The organism is [Empedobacter] haloabium, assembly GCA_008011715.2.
Classification (GTDB): Bacteria; Pseudomonadota; Gammaproteobacteria; order Burkholderiales; family Burkholderiaceae_D; genus Rugamonas; species Rugamonas haloabia.
The window spans coordinates 267,788-284,506 of record CP136508.1 but is presented as its reverse complement, the minus strand read 5'-3'; the positions used below and the strand labels follow the sequence as shown (position 1 = coordinate 284,506).

Below are 16,719 nucleotides of genomic sequence, written 5' to 3'. Positions count from 1 at the left end.
TCAGCTGCCTTCCTTGACCAGGGCATCGTCGAAGAAGTAGTCGCGCCAGCTGGCCGCGCGCGTCTTGACGGCGCCCACCTTGTGCATGAATTGCGCCAGGCCCAGCGTGTTCTGCGGCGCGATACGGAACTGCACTTCAGGATTCTTGAAGATCTTCAGCAGCAACGCGCGATCGACTTTGCTCTTGTTGACCTTCAAATACACGTCGGCGGCGCCCTCCGGGTTCTTCGTGGCGAAGTCGGCCGCCTCGGCCAGCGCCTGCACGAAGGCGCGGTAGGTCTTCGGGTTCTCGCTGCGGTATTTTTCGGTGGCGTACAACAGCGTGGAGGACGACGGCCCGCCCTGCACGTCGTAGGACTTCAGCACCACGCGCGCGTTCGGGTTCTGCGCCAGCTCCTGCTCCTGGAATGGCGGCGTGGCGAAGTGGCCCGTGATCTCGGTGCCGCCGGCGATGATGGCGTTGGTCGCGTCCGGGTGCGGCAAGGTCTGCGTGATCTTGTCCAGCCGCGCGAAGTGAGCGTCGCCCCACTGCTTTGCCACCGCCATCTGCAGGATGCGCGCCTGCACCGAGACGCCGACGGCGGGCAGGCCGATACGGTCCTTGTCGGTGAAGTCGGCAATCGACTTCACCTTCGGGTTGTTGGTGACGAGGTAGTACGGGAAGCTGCCCAGCGCAGCGATGCCGCGCACGTTGTGCCGGCCCTTGGTGCGGTCCCACAGCGTGATCAGCGGTCCGACGCCGGCGCTGCCGATGTCGATGGCGCCGGACAGCAGCGCGTCGTTGATGGCGGCGCCGCCGGACAGCTGGGTCCATTCGACCTTGATGTCGATGCCGGCCTGCTTGCCATACTTCTCGATGAGCTTCTGCTCCTGCGCGATATTAAGCAGCAGGTAGACGACACCATACTGTTCGGCGATGCGGATGCGGCCTTCGGCCTGGGCGTTGGCGGCCAGCGCCAGCGCGATGGCGCCGGCGGCGATACGGATGCGGTTCATGCGTGCTCTCTTTAGTATGGGACGTCGCCCTCGATGGTGGTGCGGTACAGCTTGCGGCGCTGGTCGGCCGGACAACCGGCCGCCAGGTGCATCAGCGAGCGGTTATCCCAGAACACCATGTCATGCGGGCGCCAGCGGTGCCGGTAGAGGTGCTCCGGCCTGACACTGTGGGCGAACAGCTCGGCCAGCAGCGCATCGCTCTCGTCCGGCGGCAGGCCGACGATGCGCGTGGTGAAATGCTCGCTGACGAACAGCGCCTGCCGTCCCGTTTCCGGATGCGTGCGCACGACCGGATGGACCACTGGTTTGACTTCGTCGATCTGCGCCTGCGTCAGGTTCGGGCGCCACGGGCTACGCTGCTGCAGCGCGGCATACTGCTTCAGGTAGCTGTGCTCGGCCTTGCGGCCGCGGATCGCCTCGCGCAGCGCGGCAGGCAGCGTGTCGAAGGCCAGGTGCATGTTGGCAAACAGGGTGTCGCCGCCCTCGGCCGGCAGTTCCTGCGCGTGCAGCATCGAGCCCAGGCTGGGCTTTTCCTTGTACGACAGGTCGGAATGCCAGAAATGGCCGGCGTCGCCCAGGCCGATCGGCTTGCCGTCTTCGACGATGTTCGAGACGACCAGCACTTCCGGGGTTCCCGCCAGCTGGAAGTTGCGCAGTACATGAATCTGCAGGGGGCCAAATAACCTGGAGAAGTCGACCTGCTGCCGCGGCGTGATGCGCTGGTCGCGGAAGACCAGCACATGATGCTCCAGATGTGCGGCATGGATCGCTTGCAAGGCGTGGCGCTCCAGCGGCCGGTGCAGGTCGAGGCCGATCACTTCGGCACCAAGTGGACCATCGAACGCGCGGATCTCCAGGGGGACACCGGGCTCCGCTACTGCACTGACCTCTGCACTCACCACCGCATTCATGTACGCGCTCCAGCTGACGGGATTTCAGTATGTGCCGGCGCCCTGACAATGAAAACGAATGCTTTTTACTATTAATATGCGGTTTTCATTGACTGGAGAGCTCGTGACGTCCGCCCCGAAACCGCTGCACTGGCTGCTGATCGCCGCCACCCTCGCCGTGCTGACCTGGTCCGGCATCGCGCCGTATGACCGCGCCACCTGGTGGATGGAGGTTGCACCCGCACTGCTCGCGTTGCCGCTGCTAGTGACCACCTACCGCCGCTTCCCGTTGACGGATCTGCTGTACTGCCTGATCGCGCTGCACGCGATCGTGCTGATGGTGGGCGGTGCCTATACCTATGCGCGCGTGCCGTTCGGCTTCGACCTGCAGCACTGGCTGCACCTGCAGCGCAATCCGTACGACCGCATCGGCCACTTCATGCAGGGCTTCGTGCCGGCGCTGGTGGCACGCGAGATCCTGCTGCGTGGCGGCCACGTGACAGGCAAGCGCATGCTGGGCTTCCTGTGCCTGTGCGTGGTGATGGCGATCAGCGCGTGGTATGAGCTGATCGAATGGGGCGCCGCCGTCGCGCTGGGCCAGGGAGCGGATGAGTTCCTGGGCACGCAGGGCGATCAGTGGGATACGCAGTCGGACATGCTGATGGCGATGATCGGCGGCGCTGCGGCCTTGTTGCTGCTTGCGCGGTGGCAGGACAGGCAGATCGCGGCGGTATGCGGAAAGAGCCGAATGCCGTAGTGCTGGTCGGCAGCGGCTGCCTGTCGCAGACTTTTTTGCACCCAAAGGCAGAAAGCCGGGGTCAGACCCGCCGGGTGTATAGCCGGGACACATAGGTAACACATGTCGGGAGACATGGGTTACACATGAAATTGCATTTTACGTCACGGCCTTGAGGTCCAGCTCCATTACTTTGTGATGGCAGAACCGGACCTCAAGAAGGCCGTCGTTGTCAGGATCGGGCCTGATCGCGACCGGCTGTCCCTGCATGCCCTCTCCGATGTAGTGGCGTTGATTGGCATACGAGATGTAGCCCTTCGCATCGACCTTTCTCACAATATCGCTGGATAGGTACTCGATGGGCCGCAAGACACTGGGCAGTTCGCGTCCGCTGCGCTCATACCGTGTGATCGGCGGCTTCATGCCTAAAGCGTGGTGGGGGCGAAGCATGTTGTATTTGTCACGCCACTCATCGAAGGCCAACTGGCACTGAGCAATCGAACCGAAGCCGCGACGATCAAGCAGCTCTAGCTTTAGAGTACGATGGAAGCGCTCATCTTTACCTTGCGTTTGCGGATGATACGGACGGCTATGGCTGATGCGGATACCGAGTCGAATGAGCCACACCTTGAGCTTTGTCAGCCCTTTGAGACCAGTACTTCCCCAAGGTGGACCGTTGTCAGCAGTAATTCGATCAGGCAGCCCGTAGCGCTCAAACGTCGCTTGCATCCCTGCCTGGACAGAGCTGAATCGCTCGTTAGAACAAGCGGTAAGGCAGACGCTATAGCGGGAATGGTCATCAAGGATGGTCAGCGCATGGCATCGCCCTGCGGCCTCTGTGGTCAGCCCGAAATGTCCTTTGAAGTCCATCTGCCAAAGCGAGTTCGGTAGGTCATGCTCGAAGCGTGTCGAGGCCAAATCCTGTTTAACCGGCGCCCCAATAACCTGGCAGCCATGGCGCTTTAAGATCGCGTCAACAGTGCTGTGGTGGGGGCGTGGCAGATGCTCGGGCAAGAGCTCACGCAGCTTGCGTGAGCCCCAGCATGGATTCTCCAAATGCAGCGCTAGCACCTGCAGCTCTAGTTCATCCGACGAGCTTGCAGGCGATGAGTGGGGTCTACGCGATTGCTCGAACAGCCCCTCCGCACCATGGTTGGCATATCGATCGAGCCATTTGTATGCAGTCTTCCGGCTGATTTGGAACGCCCGGCAGAGGGCAGCGATGTTAGCTTCCGGAGCTTGGGCGAGCATGACAAACTCGAGTCGGGACGACATAGTGGTGGACTCCTTCCAAGGCATTGCACGCTCCTGTTAGTTGCTGTGCAATGATCATAAAAGGTGTTACCTATGTCTCCCGACAAGTGTTACCTATGTCTCCCGCCCAAACACCCGCCGGGTCTGACCCCAGTTGTTGGTCTCGGGTTTGCATTCGCGGCACGCAAGCTTCAGCGTTTATCCGGTTTCTCCATCCGCCAGCCGCTGTGCGAGTTTCAGTGCCGCGACAATCGCCGCCACCGCCTCATGCCGCGCCTCGGCGCTCGGCACCCGCAGCGCGTATGACGGGTGGTAGGTGACGACGACCCAGCGCCCGTCGTGCTGGAACGGCTGGCCCATGTAGTCCTTCATCGTCACGCTGCCCGACTGCAGGATCGACTTCAGCGCGGTGCTGCCCAGCGCCACCACGATGTCCGGCGCGATCGTTTCCAGCTCGGTCTCGAGCCAGTAGTGGCAGGCCATCACTTCCTTCTGCGCGGGCGTCTTGTGCAGGCGGCGCTTGCCGCGCGGCTCCCACTTGAAGTGCTTGACGGCGTTGGTGACGTAGACCTTGCGGCGGTCCATGCCCGCTTCCTCCATCGCCTTGTCCAGCAGCGCGCCGGCCGGGCCGACGAACGGCTTGCCGGCCAGGTCCTCCTGGTCGCCCGGCTGCTCGCCCACCAGCATGATCTTGGCGTGGCGCGCGCCCTGCCCCGCCACCGCCTGCGTGGCGTTCTGCCACAGGTCGCAGCGGCGGCAATCGTCCAGCGAACTGGGTTGCTGGCGCTCCGGCGCCGCCTTCTCGGCCGCGATGGGGATCGTGGTGCCGCCGCGTTTGCCGACCGTGTCCAGCTGGCCCACTCTGCGCGCACCGGCGGCGGCCTGCGACACCATGTGCGGCACCACGGCCGCTTCCGGCAGGTTCTTCCAGAAGCGGGTACGGATATGACCGTGCATGATGTCCGCGTTCAGGCGCGCGGGATTGAAGATGCTGCGGTAATAGGTCAGCCACAGCGCCTCGCCGCTGTCCTCCACGTCCGCCGCGCTGCGCATCAGCGGCCCCGTGCTGTGCAGCGTGTGGCCGTCCCACAGCACGGTGGCCTCGGGCGTGCCGATCATCCAGCTGGTCTTGCCCATGCGCCGGGCGAAGTGCTGGGCCACCTGCGGCAGCACGTCGTGCGCCGGTTCGAACCAGGCCACGAAGCGCGGGTCGCCCGCCTCCGGCGGTCGTTCGCGAAAGCGCAGGTAGGCGTGCATATCGTGTTCCTCGTGGCGCACCGCCTTCACCATGTGCTGCAGGCGCGCGCCGTCTTCGTCGGCCATCGACAGGATCTCCTGTTGTCCCTGCTGCCAGCGCCACACGATCTTGTACAGGAACGCCCAGCGGTCCGGGGCGCGGTAGCATGCGGCGCTTTGCAGCATCTCCATCAAGCTGCGGGGAATGCGCGGCGGCGGAGCCGGCGGCTGTGCCAGCAGGTCCGCCGGCAGCGGTGGCACCAGGCCCGACGTGGCCGCGCTGAGCAAATCGCCATGCGGCGCTTCGCTGCCGGCCCATTGTACGGATTCGGGCGGGACCCGGCGCACGATCAGGTCGCGCGCGGCCGTGCGGAAGTCGCCAAACGTGGCGACGGGGATCGGGTGGCCGGCCAGCGTCAGCGCGACGGCATCGAGGGGCGCCGCGGTATCGTCGGCGTCGCCCGGCTCGCCGTCGATGCTCATGCGGCCTGCAGCTCCGGCCACAGCGGCATCTGCTGCTGCACGTCCGCCATCGAGCGGCGCAGCGCTTCGGAGGGCGTGGTATCACGCGGCGGGCGGTAGTCGGCCGTGACGATGAACGGCGCGATCTTCTTCATGCTGCACTTCAGGCGCGCCAGGTCGGCATAGCGCACCTGGCGCATGCGCCGCAGCTCGACGATGCGCTTGGCGTTGCGCAGGCCGATGCCGGGAATGCGCGCGATCATGGCCGGTTCGGCGCGGTTCAGGTCCATCGGGAAGTGCTCGCGGTTGGCCAGGGCCCAGGCCAGCTTCGGATCGATGTCCAGCGCCAGGTTGCCCGACTGCGGCAGCAGCTCGTTCACCTGGAAGCCGTAGCCGCGCAGCAGGAAGTCGGCCTGGTATAGACGGTGCTCGCGCAGCATCGGCGGCGGCGCCAGCGGCACCGACTTCGGGCTTTGCGGAATCGGGCTGAAGGCCGAGTAGTAGACCCGCTTCAGTTTATAGCTGCCGTACAGCGTTTCGGCCGTGGTCAGGATGCGCTGGTCGTCGCTGGCGTCCGCGCCGACGATCATCTGCGTGCTCTGGCCCGCCGGTGCGAACTTCGGTGCCTTCGGCTCGGCTTCCTTCTCGTCCAGCTTCAGGCGGATATTGCCCATCGCCAGCTTGATCGTGTGGACGTTTTTCTCGGGCGCCAGGCGCTGCACGCTGTCCTGCGTGGGCAGCTCGATATTGACGGACAGGCGGTCGGCATAGCGGCCGGCCGCGTCGATCAAGGCCGGATCGGCATCCGGAATCGTCTTCAGGTGAATGTAACCGCGGAACTGGTGCACCTCGCGCAGCTCGCGCGCGATGGCGACCAGTTGCTCCATCGTGTAGTCGGCCGACTGGATGATGCCGGAACTCAGGAACAGGCCGTCGATGTAGTTGCGCAGGTAGAAATCGACGGTCAGCTTGACCACTTCGTCGACGGTGAAACGGGCGCGCGGCACGTTGGAGGTGCGGCGGTTGACGCAGTACTGGCAGTCGTAGATGCAGAAATTGGTCAGCAGGATCTTCAGCAGGGAGACGCAGCGACCGTCCGGCGTGTAGCTGTGGCAGATGCCCATGCCGTTGGTGGCGCCGATGCCGTCCTTGCCTTCGGAGGAGCGCTTGGGCGCACCACTGCTGGCGCACGACGCGTCGTACTTCGCCGCGTCGGCAAGGATTTCCAGTTTGTCGATCAGTTCCATGGCCGGCCTTGACTGTATGGGCATACAGTATACCCGAGCTGACGCAGGCGCGGCGCTCGGGTGGCGGGGCAATGGCGGGTCAGAATATTTCCAAAAATCGGGGACAGTCCCCGATTTTTGGAAATATTGCCGGAAATTGGGGACAGTCCCCGATTTTTGGAAATATTGCCGGAAATTGGGGACTGTCCCCGTTTTCCGGCAACTTTATTACTCGACGGGGGTTTCGTTGTAGCGGGTCAGGCGGGCCGACAGGCGCGGCTGCAGTTCGTCGTGGTTGCTGACGCTCATGCCCAGGTCGTGCAGATGGCCGTCCTTCAGGCCGTAGACCCAGCCGTGCACGCTCAGCTGTTGGCCGCGGTCCCAGGCGTCCTGCACGATGGTCGTGGAGCAGACGTTGACGACCTGCTCGACCACGTTCAGCTCGCACAGCTTTTCGCTGCGCTTGCGCTCGTCCAGCACGCTGCCCAGGTAGCGTTCGTGCTTCTGGCTGACGTCCTGCACGTGGCGCAGCCAGTTGTCGGCCAGGCCGACGCGGTTGCCGGTCAGCGCGGCGTGCACGCCCTTGCAGCCGTAGTGGCCCACGATGATCACGTGCTTGACCTTCAGCACGTCGATGGCGAACTGCAGCACGGACAGGCAGTTCAGGTCGGAGTGGACGACGACGTTGGCGATGTTACGGTGCACGAACACGTCGCCTGGGGCCAGGCCCAGCAGTTCATTGGCGGGGACGCGGCTGTCGGAGCAGCCGATCCACAGGTATTCGGGGGACGCTTGGGCGGCGAGGCGGCGGAAGAATTCCGGGTCGCGCTCGACCATCGAGTCGGCCCAGCGGCGGTTATTGTTCAGCAGGTCCTGCAGGGCGGAAGGGCTGTCGATACGGTCGCTCATGGTATTCCTTTCAGACATGACAAAGCCGCCAATCGCCTCGCGGCAAGGGGCGGCCGATGTGAAGCAGGCGGTAGTCTACCCGATCCGGGCCTAACTGGCCGAACGTGCTTTTTTGGTGACTGTCACCTATTTCCGGACACCTCTCCCGGAAATAGGTGACTGTCACGTTTTTTACTCGAAGAAGTCCTTGACCTTGTCCATCCACGACTTCGACTGCGGGCTGTGTTTCGAGCCGCCTTCGTTGGTCGAGCGGTCGAACTCGCGCAGCAGTTCCTTCTGCTTTTCCGTCAGCTTGACCGGGGTTTCGACGGCCACGTGGCAGAACAGGTCGCCCGGATAGCCGGAGCGCACGCCCTTGATGCCCTTGCCCTTCAGGCGGAACGTCTTGCCCGACTGGGTCCCTTCAGGCACCGTGAACGACACCTTGCCGGACAGGGTCGGTACCTCGATCTCGCCGCCCAGTGCCGCCTTGGCAAACGAGATCGGCATCTCGCAGTGCAGGTCGTCGCCCTCGCGCTGGAACACCGGGTGCGGCTTGATGTGGATCTCGACGTACAGGTCGCCCGGCGGCCCGCCGTTGGTGCCCGGTTCGCCGTTGCCGGACGAGCGGATGCGCATGCCGTTGTCGATGCCGACCGGGATCTTCACTTCCAGCGTCTTGTTGCGCTTGATGCGGCCCGCGCCGGAACACGATGGGCACGGCTCGGGAATGATCTTGCCGGTGCCGTGGCACTTCGGGCAGGTCTGCTGGATGCTGAAGAAGCCCTGCTGCATGCGCACCTGGCCATGACCGCCGCAGGTCGAGCAGGTGACCGGCGACGTGCCTGGCTTGGCGCCGGAACCGTGGCAGGTGTCGCACTTGTCCCACGACGGCACGCGGATCGTCGTATCGAAGCCGTGCGCGGCCTGTTCCAGCGTGATCTCCAGGTTGTAGCGCAGGTCGGCGCCGCGGTACACCTGCGGACCGCCGCCGCGACGGCCGCCACCGCCGAAAATGTCGCCGAAGATGTCGCCAAATGCGTCGCCGAAGCCGCCCGCACCGAAGCCGCCGCCACCGCCCATGTTCGGGTCGACGCCAGCGTGACCATAGCGGTCATACGCTTCGCGCTTCTCCGGATTGGTCAGCATCTCGTAGGCTTCCTTCGCCTCCTTGAACTTCTCTTCCGCTTCCTTGTTGTCCGGGTTGCGGTCCGGATGGTATTTCATCGCGAGCTTGCGATAGGCCTTCTTGATCTCGTCGTCCGAGGCGTTCTTCGCCAGCCCGAGAATCTCGTAAAAATCACGCTTTGCCATGTGGAGGCACCTTGCTTACAAAACTGAAACCGATTATGCGAAAAAGCCGAGCGGGCCCCGTTGTTACGGCAGCTCCGCTCGGCGGGTCAGGGGTTCAGCCGACCGGGATTATTTGTTGTCCTTGACTTCCTTGAAGTCGGCATCGACAACGTCGTCCTGCTGCGCACGGGACTCCGCACCGCCGGCCTGCTGGCCACCGGCACCAGCTTCGGCGCCGCCGCCCGCTGCCTGCTGCGCCTGCATGTCGGCGTACATCTTCTCGCCCAGCTTCTGCGCCGCTTCGGTCAGTGCCGCGACCTTGGCGTCGATCGTGGCCTTGTCGCCCGACTTGATCGTGGCTTCCAGGTCGGTGATCGCCGCTTCGATCTTTTCCTTCTCGCCGGCTTCCAGCTTGTCGCCGTACTCCGTCAGGGACTTCTTGGTCGAGTGCACCAGCGCGTCGGCCTGGTTGCGCGACTCGGCCAGTTCCTTGACCTTCTTGTCCTCTTCCGCATTCAGCTCGGCATCCTTCACCATCTTCTGGATTTCCTCTTCCGACAGACCGGAGTTGGCCTTGATGGTGATCTTGTTTTCCTTGCCGGTGGCCTTGTCCTTCGCGCCCACGTGCAGGATGCCGTTGGCGTCGATGTCGAAGGTCACTTCGATCTGCGGCACGCCGCGTGCTGCCGGCGGAATGCCTTCCAGGTTGAACTCGCCCAGGGCCTTGTTGCCGGCCGCGATTTCACGCTCGCCCTGGTAGACCTTGATGGTCACGGCAGGTTGGTTGTCGTCGGCCGTCGAGAACACCTGCGAGAACTTGGTCGGGATCGTCGTGTTCTTGTGGATCATCTTCGTCATCACGCCGCCCAGCGTTTCGATACCCAGCGACAGCGGGGTCACGTCCAGCAGCAGCAGGTCCTTGCGGTCGCCCGACAGCACGGCGCCCTGGATCGCGGCACCGACGGCCACGGCTTCGTCAGGGTTGACGTCCTTGCGCGGGTCCTTGCCGAAGAACTCCTTCACTTTTTCCTGCACCTTCGGCATACGGGTCATGCCGCCGACCAGGATGATGTCGTCGATATCGGAGACCTTGACGCCGGCGTCCTTGATCGCGGTGCGGCATGGCTCGATGGTGGCGTTGATCAGCTCTTCCACCAGCGATTCCAGCTTGGCGCGGGTCATCTTCAGGTTCAGGTGGACCGGCGCGCCGTTCGCCATGGCGATGTACGGCTCGTTGATCTCGGTCTGCTGCGACGACGACAGTTCGATCTTCGCGCGCTCGGCCGAAGCCTTGATGCGCTGCAGGGCGATCGGGTCCTTCTTCAGGTCCAGGCCATTGATCTTCTTGAACTCGTCGATGATGTAGTCGATCACGCGCTGGTCGAAGTCTTCGCCGCCCAGGAACGTGTCGCCGTTGGTCGACAGCACTTCGAACTGCTTCTCGCCGTCCACGTCGGCGATCTCGATGATCGAGATGTCGAACGTGCCGCCACCCAGGTCATACACGGCGATCTTGCGGTCGCCCTTGTCGGTCTTGTCCAGGCCGAACGCCAACGCGGCCGCCGTCGGCTCGTTGATGATGCGCTTCACGTCCAGGCCAGCGATGCGGCCGGCGTCCTTGGTCGCCTGGCGCTGCGAGTCGTTGAAGTAGGCCGGTACCGTGATGACGGCTTCCGTCACTTCCTCGCCCAGGTAGTCCTCGGCGGTCTTCTTCATCTTGCGCAGCACTTCCGCGGAGATCTGCGGCGGGGCCAGCTTCTTGTCACGCACGCCGATCCACGCGTCGCCGTTGTCGGCTTTCGTGATCTGGTAAGGCATCAGCGCGATGTCCTTCTGTACTTCTTTTTCTTCGAATTTGCGGCCGATCAGGCGCTTCACCGCGAACAGCGTGTTCTTCGGATTGGTGACGGCCTGGCGTTTCGCCGGCGCGCCGACGAGGATCTCGCCGTCTTCCTGGTAAGCGATGATGGACGGAGTGGTACGCGCGCCTTCGGCGTTCTCGATGACCTTCGGCTGGCCATTTTCCATGATGGCGACGCAGGAGTTGGTCGTGCCCAGGTCAATACCGATCATTTTGCCCATGATTTGTTCTTCCTTAACTGTGTAGTTTCTGATGTTTTGTTATATGCGGAAAATCGTGTTTATTTTCAAGGGGTTCCAACCCCACGATTTACTTTGGCTGGGCGGCGGTCACGATGGCCGGACGCAGCAGCCGGTCCGCGATCATGTAGCCCTTCTGCAGCACGGCAACGACAGTATTGGCCTCCTGCTCGGCCGGCACCATGGCCACGGCCTGGTGCTTGTTCGGGTCCAGCTTGTCGCCGGCGGCCGGCACGACTTCGATCAGGCGGTTGCGCTCGAACGCGGCGTTCAGCTGCTTGAGCGTCATCTCGACGCCTTCCTTCATCGATTCGATCGTGGGCGCTTCCACCTTCAGGGCCATTTCCAGGCTGTCCTTGACGGGCACCATGGCCTCGGCAAAGCTTTCGACGGCGAACTTGTGCGCCTTGGCGACATCTTCCTGGGCCCGGCGGCGGATATTGTCGCCTTCGGCCTTGGCACGCAGGAAGGCCTCATGCATCTCGGCCAGCTTCGCTTCGGTGGCGGCGAGCTGCTCTTCCAGGCTCGGGGTGCCCTGGGCGGCAGGCTCGGCGGGAGTCGAAGGCTGGGCGGATGCCAGTTCCTCATCGGGATTCGGGCTGGCCTGATTTTCCTGATCTTGCATCTATAGACTCCTACGATCTGTGGTTTGACATTGCTGGGGAAGCGCAAACACCGTGCGCGATCCCTGTTACGCTGCGCCGCATATGGGCCTATCCCCTACCATTTCAAGGGTTATTGTTTTCCTTTTGTCCATGCGAAAGCGCACATAGTGTGCTCATCAGAAGGCCCGGACGAAGGAAAGGCAACGCAACGGATACCCGCAACGGGATATTTTAACAGGCTGGCACTCACCTCCGGCAAGTGCTAACAGCACTTGCCGGTGACGATTTTGCAACGAGGTGGTCTTACTGTGGGGCGCCCTTGGCCAGCGCCGCCTCGCGGCCCTTGTCGGCGTCATGCTGGCGCAGCGCGCGCTGGGTGGGCGTCGTCATCGTCGGCCAGCCGATCATGTGCTGTTCGGCGATCTCGGCCAGCGCGGCGATCCAGTGGGCGTTTTCGTTCAGGCAGGGGATGTAGTGGAACTCCTTGCCGCCGTTCGAGAGGAAGTCGTGCCGCACCTCCATCGCGATCTCCTCCAGCGTTTCCAGGCAGTCGCTGGTGAAGCCCGGGCAGATCACGTCCAGCCGGCGCACACCGTCCTTGGCCAGCTGCGCCACCGTCGGCGCGGTATATGGCTGCAGCCACTCGGCCTTGCCGAAGCGCGACTGGAACGTGACGATGTAATCCTCCGGCTTGAGCTTCAGGCGAGCCGCCAGCAGCCGCGCCGTCTTGTGGCATTCGCAGTGGTACGGGTCGCCCAGCAGCAGGGTGCGCTTGGGCACGCCATGGAAACTCATGACGAGCTTTTCACCCCGCCCATGCGTTTCCCAATGCGCCAGGATGTTCTGGCGCAACGCCTCGATGTAGCCGTCGTGGTCGTGGTAGTTCTTCACCAGCCGCAGCTCGGGGATATTGCGGATCTTGCGGTAGTGCGCGAACACGGCGTCCCAGATCGAACCCGTCGTCGTCCCCGAATACTGGGGATAGGCCGGCAGGATGACGATGCGGTCGCAGCCGTCCGCCTTCAGGCGCGCCAGCACGTCCGGCAACGACGGCGAGCCGTAGCGCATGGCCATCGCCACCGTCACGTCGCCATGGCCGCGCTCGCCCAGCGCCGCGTGCAGCAACATGGCCTGGTTGCTGGTGTGGACGCGCAGGGGCGAACCGTCGCGGGTCCAGATCGACGCATACTTTTTCGCCGAGGCGCCCGAGCGGAACGGCAGGATGATGCCGTGCAGGATGAACCACCAGACGGCTTTCGGAATCTCGACGACGCGCGGGTCGGACAGGAACTGCTTCAGGTAACGCCGCACGGCGCCGCGCGTGGGCTCGTCAGGCGTACCGAGATTGACCAGCACGACGGCGCTGCTGCTGACGGTACCGTGCTGGTGGGGAGGTTCTTTGGCAAAAGGCATGGCTGTTATTGTTCTATCCGAGAGAAGCCCATTATAGGCGGAGGAACCCGACCGGCGCGGCGCACCCGCACGCGCCCGCATGCATTATCATCTTCATAATGAAAATCCATCTTTTAGCTTGGCTGGCGGCCTTCGCGTTGCCGGCCGCGGCACAAAATGCCGTGCTGACCCATGCCGGCCATACGTTTTCGTACCAGGAAAGCCTGGAGACGGCCGAGGGCGACCTGCAGGGCGAGGTCATCGGCGTCATCCACGTGACGCGCGAGGACGGCCTCGTCAGCATCTACCAGGAAAAGACGGCGCTGCGCCCCGGCTGCGGCGACGAGCCGGGCGCCGAATACATCGGCGGCGACTTCGTCGCGCTGTGCGGCCACCTGGGCGGGCGCCATTACACCAAGACGCTGTTTCGCCTGAGCCCGGAACCGGCGCCGGTGGCGCAGCTGGACTATGACGACAGCCCGGCGCCGATCGGCATCGACCGGCATGGGGTGCTGCGTACGCGCGTGTTGCGGCGCGACGTGTTTGCCGGCGTGACCGGACCGGCGTATTTTCCGTTCGTGTATGCGCTGGACGGCGCGGCCGCCAAGCCGGCGTTCCGGCGCGAGTTCGGCGCCGGGGCGCGGCCGTTGTATCGAGATTATTACGAGACCTTGAAACGCGAGGGCAAGCCGCGCGTGCATTACCGGGCGATGGCGGCGGCGTTGGTGGCCGGCGGAGACAAAGGCTTTGCGTGCCGTGAACTGCGCGCGCTGCAGAAGACGCTGCCGGCTGATGCCGATTTGGCTGGGTGGTTGCGGACGTTGCCGCGGGCGGGGTATCCCGGGTTTGAGCTAACAGCTTGCAAGGGCTGAAGAACCGAGGTGTCAGGCACCTATCTTGGGGCGCTGGCGCCCCAAGATAGGTGCCTGACACCATGGGTTTCATGCCGCTGAATAAGCACGGCCTCCTCAAGAAGCCAGCAACTCCCGCGCATGCTTGCGCGTCGTCGCCGTGATCTCCAGCCCGCCCAGCATGCGCGCCACTTCCTCCACGCGCGCCTTGGCATCGAGCACCTCGATGCGCGAGGCTGTCTTACCGTTGGCCAGCGTGCTTTTCGCCACCTGGAAGTGGCTGTTGCCCTGGCTGGCCACCTGCGGCAAGTGCGTTACGCACAGCACCTGTCGCTCCTGGCCCAACCGCTTCAACAGCCGCCCCACCACCTCGGCCACGCCGCCGCCGATGCCGCTGTCCACCTCGTCGAAGATCAGGGTCGGCACGGTGGTCGCGTGCGACGTGATGACGGAGATCGCCAGGGAAATTCGCGCCAGCTCGCCGCCGGACGCCACCTTGGCCAGCGGCCGCGGCAGCACGCCCGCATGACCGGCCACCATGAACTCGACCTGCTCCAGGCCCTTGGCGGACGGCTCGGCCGGATGCAGTGCCACTTCGAAGCGGCCGCCCGTCATGTTCAGGTCCTGCATCGCCTGGGTGACCGCCTCGCCCAGTGCCTTGGCCGCCGCGGCGCGCGTGGCGGACAACTGCTCTGCCACGGCCATGTACTCGGCCTTCAGTTTCGCTTCCTGCTTGCGCAGGCCGTCCATATCCGTCGCATCGGCCAGTTGCGCCAGCTGCGCCGCCAGGCGCGCGTGCTCGGCCGGCAACTCGTCCGCATCGACCCGGAACTTGCGCGCCGCCGAGTGCAGCGCTTCCATGCGCGCGTCGACCTGGCGCAGCCGGTCCGGGTCCAGCTCGACGCGGTCGAGATAGGTGTTCAGCGCATAGGCCGATTCCTGCAACTGGATGCGGGCCGATTCGATCAGCTCCACGACCGGTTGCAGTTCCGTATCGACCGACACCAGCTTCGTCAGCTTCTGGTTCAGCGACGCCAGTTGGGACACGATCGGCTGCTCGTCCGATTCCGAGATGACGGCCAGCGCTTCCTGCGCGCCTTCGAGCAGGCTGGCGGCATGCGACAGGCGGCTGTGCTCGTTGCCGATCTCGGTCCATTCGCCCGGCTTCGCGGCCAGCTTGTCCAGCTCGCCCACCTGCCACTCCAGCCGCTCGCGTTCCAGCAGCACGTTGGCCGCGTTGGTCTCGAACTCCTCCAGCTGCTTCGCCACGGCGCGCCAGGCTTTATAGGCCAGCGTGACGTCGCGCACGTTGGCGCCGGCCTGATTGTCCAGCAGCTCGCGCTGCGCTTCCGTCTTCAGCAGCGACTGGTGCGCGTGCTGGCCGTGGATGTCCACCAGCAGGTCGCCCAGCTCGCGCAGCTGCGCAGCGGTGGCGGCGATGCCGTTGATGTAGGCCTTCGAGCGGCCCGCGTTGTCGATCACGCGGCGCAGCAGCGCGCCGCCGTCCTCGGAGGTGAACTCGTGCGCGTCCAGCCAGGCCTGCGCCTGCGGCGTCACGGCGAAGTCGGCCGTGATGTCGGCCTTGGCCGCGCCCTCGCGCACCACGGACGCATCGCCGCGCCCGCCCAGCGCCAGCGTCAGCGCGTCGATCAGGATCGACTTGCCGGCGCCCGTTTCGCCCGTAAACACCGTGAAGCCGGCGGAAAATTCCAGTTCAATTACATCGACAATGACGAAGTCGCGGATGGACAGTGTACGAAGCATAGGTTCCAGGTTGATCAGATTTTCCCGTCGCTGGACGGGTACTCGTTCCAGTGCAGTTTCTTGCGCAGCGTGTTGTAGTAGCTCCAGCCTTCCGGATGCAGGAAGGTGATCGTGTGCGGCGAGCGGCGGATATGGATGCGGTCTTGCGGTTGCAGGCTGGCGAACGTCTGCATGTCGAAGTTCACCGTGATGTCGCGCCCGCGGATGATCTCGATGACGATCTCGCTGGAGTCGGGCAGCACGATGGGCCGGTTCGACAGCGCGTGCGGCGCGATCGGCACCAGCACGATGCCACCCAGCGTGGGATGCAGCAGCGGCCCGCCGGCCGACAGTGCGTAGGCTGTCGAACCCGTGGGCGTGGAGACGATCAGGCCGTCCGAGCGCTGGTTGTACATGAAATGCTCGTCCACCTCGACGCGCAGCTCCACCATGCCGGCGCCGGCGCCGCGCGAGACGACGACATCGTTGACGGCCAGGCCGATGTGGATCGGCTTGCCGTCACGGAGCACGCGCCCTTCCAGCAAGGTGCGGCGCTCGGCCTTGTGCTTGCCGCGCAGGATCTTGCCCAGCACGGGCAGCATGCCTTCCAGCGGAATATCCGTCATGAAGCCCAGCCGGCCCTGGTTGATGCCGATCAGCGGCACTTCATACGAAGCCAGCTGCCGCGCGATGCCCAGCATCGTGCCGTCGCCGCCCATCACCAGCGCCACGTCCGCCTTTTCGCCGATGCCCTGCGGGCTCATCGACGGGATCTCCGGCATGTTCAGGTGCTCCGCCGTTTCCGTCTCGAACACCACGCTGTAACCCTCCTGGCGCAGGAACGCCAGCACGTCGCGCACCGAGGTTTCGATGCCCGCCGTGTTGGGCCGCACGACCAGGGCGATCGTGTTGTAGATGGAAGCGGCGGCGGCAGGCGTGGCGGGCATAGGAAACTCAGCAGTTCAGGTGAATGTGGCGACGACCCGGGCGCCCGGGACGACACGCCGAAGAGTAAACCATTCCAGATCGTTCCGCCATTTGCCAACG

Annotated in this window: 14 protein-coding genes; 2 read left to right on the top strand and 12 right to left on the bottom strand. The window is 64.3% G+C overall.

Annotated elements, in window-relative coordinates:
* The gene (locus tag E7V67_001230) at positions 1-996 is read right to left on the bottom strand and encodes an ABC transporter substrate-binding protein (protein ID WUR13754.1); all 996 of its coding nucleotides are present in this window, start codon (positions 994-996) and stop codon (positions 1-3) included.
* Positions 997-1,007: 11 nt separating this feature from the next.
* Complete coding sequence (locus E7V67_001225) at positions 1,008-1,907, bottom strand: TauD/TfdA family dioxygenase (GenBank protein ID WUR13753.1); 900 nt, start codon at positions 1,905-1,907, stop codon at positions 1,008-1,010.
* A 103-nt stretch (positions 1,908-2,010) separates the two neighbouring features.
* Here E7V67_001225 and E7V67_001220 point away from each other — a divergent pair, with 103 nt between their 5' ends.
* On the top strand, positions 2,011-2,643 hold the full coding sequence (locus tag E7V67_001220) for a DUF2238 domain-containing protein (protein ID WUR13752.1): 633 nt from the start codon (positions 2,011-2,013) through the stop codon (positions 2,641-2,643).
* A gap of 138 nt (positions 2,644-2,781) precedes the next feature.
* Here the strand turns inward: E7V67_001220 and E7V67_001215 are convergent, their stop codons facing one another.
* From E7V67_001215 to hemH, 8 genes are all read right to left on the bottom strand, one after another.
* Positions 2,782-3,921 carry an IS481 family transposase gene (locus E7V67_001215; GenBank protein WUR13751.1) on the bottom strand — a complete coding sequence of 380 codons (1,140 nt, stop codon included), beginning with the start codon at positions 3,919-3,921 and terminating at the stop codon, positions 2,782-2,784.
* Between the two features lie 153 nt (positions 3,922-4,074).
* On the bottom strand, positions 4,075-5,595 hold the full coding sequence (locus tag E7V67_001210) for a UdgX family uracil-DNA binding protein (GenBank protein ID WUR13750.1): 1,521 nt from the start codon (positions 5,593-5,595) through the stop codon (positions 4,075-4,077).
* Positions 5,592-6,821 carry a putative DNA modification/repair radical SAM protein gene (locus tag E7V67_001205; protein ID WUR13749.1) on the bottom strand — a complete coding sequence of 410 codons (1,230 nt, stop codon included), beginning with the start codon at positions 6,819-6,821 and terminating at the stop codon, positions 5,592-5,594. The genes E7V67_001210 and E7V67_001205 overlap by 4 nt, the downstream gene beginning before the upstream one ends.
* A 207-nt stretch (positions 6,822-7,028) precedes the next feature.
* Complete coding sequence (gene can, locus E7V67_001200) at positions 7,029-7,709, bottom strand: carbonate dehydratase (protein ID WUR13748.1); 681 nt, start codon at positions 7,707-7,709, stop codon at positions 7,029-7,031.
* Positions 7,710-7,880: 171 nt separating this feature from the next.
* On the bottom strand, positions 7,881-9,002 hold the full coding sequence (gene dnaJ / locus E7V67_001195; GenBank protein WUR13747.1) for a molecular chaperone DnaJ: 1,122 nt from the start codon (positions 9,000-9,002) through the stop codon (positions 7,881-7,883).
* A gap of 108 nt (positions 9,003-9,110) precedes the next feature.
* A complete protein-coding gene (gene dnaK / locus E7V67_001190) occupies positions 9,111-11,063 on the bottom strand; it encodes a molecular chaperone DnaK (protein WUR13746.1) in 1,953 nt (650 codons plus the stop codon).
* A gap of 88 nt (positions 11,064-11,151) precedes the next feature.
* Entirely contained in the window at positions 11,152-11,706 is a 555-nt protein-coding gene (grpE, locus tag E7V67_001185) for a nucleotide exchange factor GrpE (protein ID WUR13745.1), read from the bottom strand.
* Between the two features lie 283 nt (positions 11,707-11,989).
* Complete coding sequence (hemH, locus tag E7V67_001180; protein WUR13744.1) at positions 11,990-13,099, bottom strand: ferrochelatase; 1,110 nt, start codon at positions 13,097-13,099, stop codon at positions 11,990-11,992.
* Between the two features lie 98 nt (positions 13,100-13,197).
* Here hemH and E7V67_001175 point away from each other — a divergent pair, with 98 nt between their 5' ends.
* Positions 13,198-13,950 carry a hypothetical protein gene (locus E7V67_001175; GenBank protein WUR13743.1) on the top strand — a complete coding sequence of 251 codons (753 nt, stop codon included), beginning with the start codon at positions 13,198-13,200 and terminating at the stop codon, positions 13,948-13,950.
* Between the two features lie 96 nt (positions 13,951-14,046).
* Here E7V67_001175 and recN read toward each other — a convergent pair whose 3' ends face one another.
* Positions 14,047-15,693, bottom strand: a complete 1,647-nt coding sequence (recN, locus tag E7V67_001170) for a DNA repair protein RecN (GenBank protein ID WUR13742.1) — start codon at positions 15,691-15,693, stop codon at positions 14,047-14,049.
* A gap of 14 nt (positions 15,694-15,707) precedes the next feature.
* Entirely contained in the window at positions 15,708-16,619 is a 912-nt protein-coding gene (locus E7V67_001165) for an NAD kinase (protein WUR13741.1), read from the bottom strand.
* Positions 16,620-16,719 lie beyond the last annotated feature (100 nt).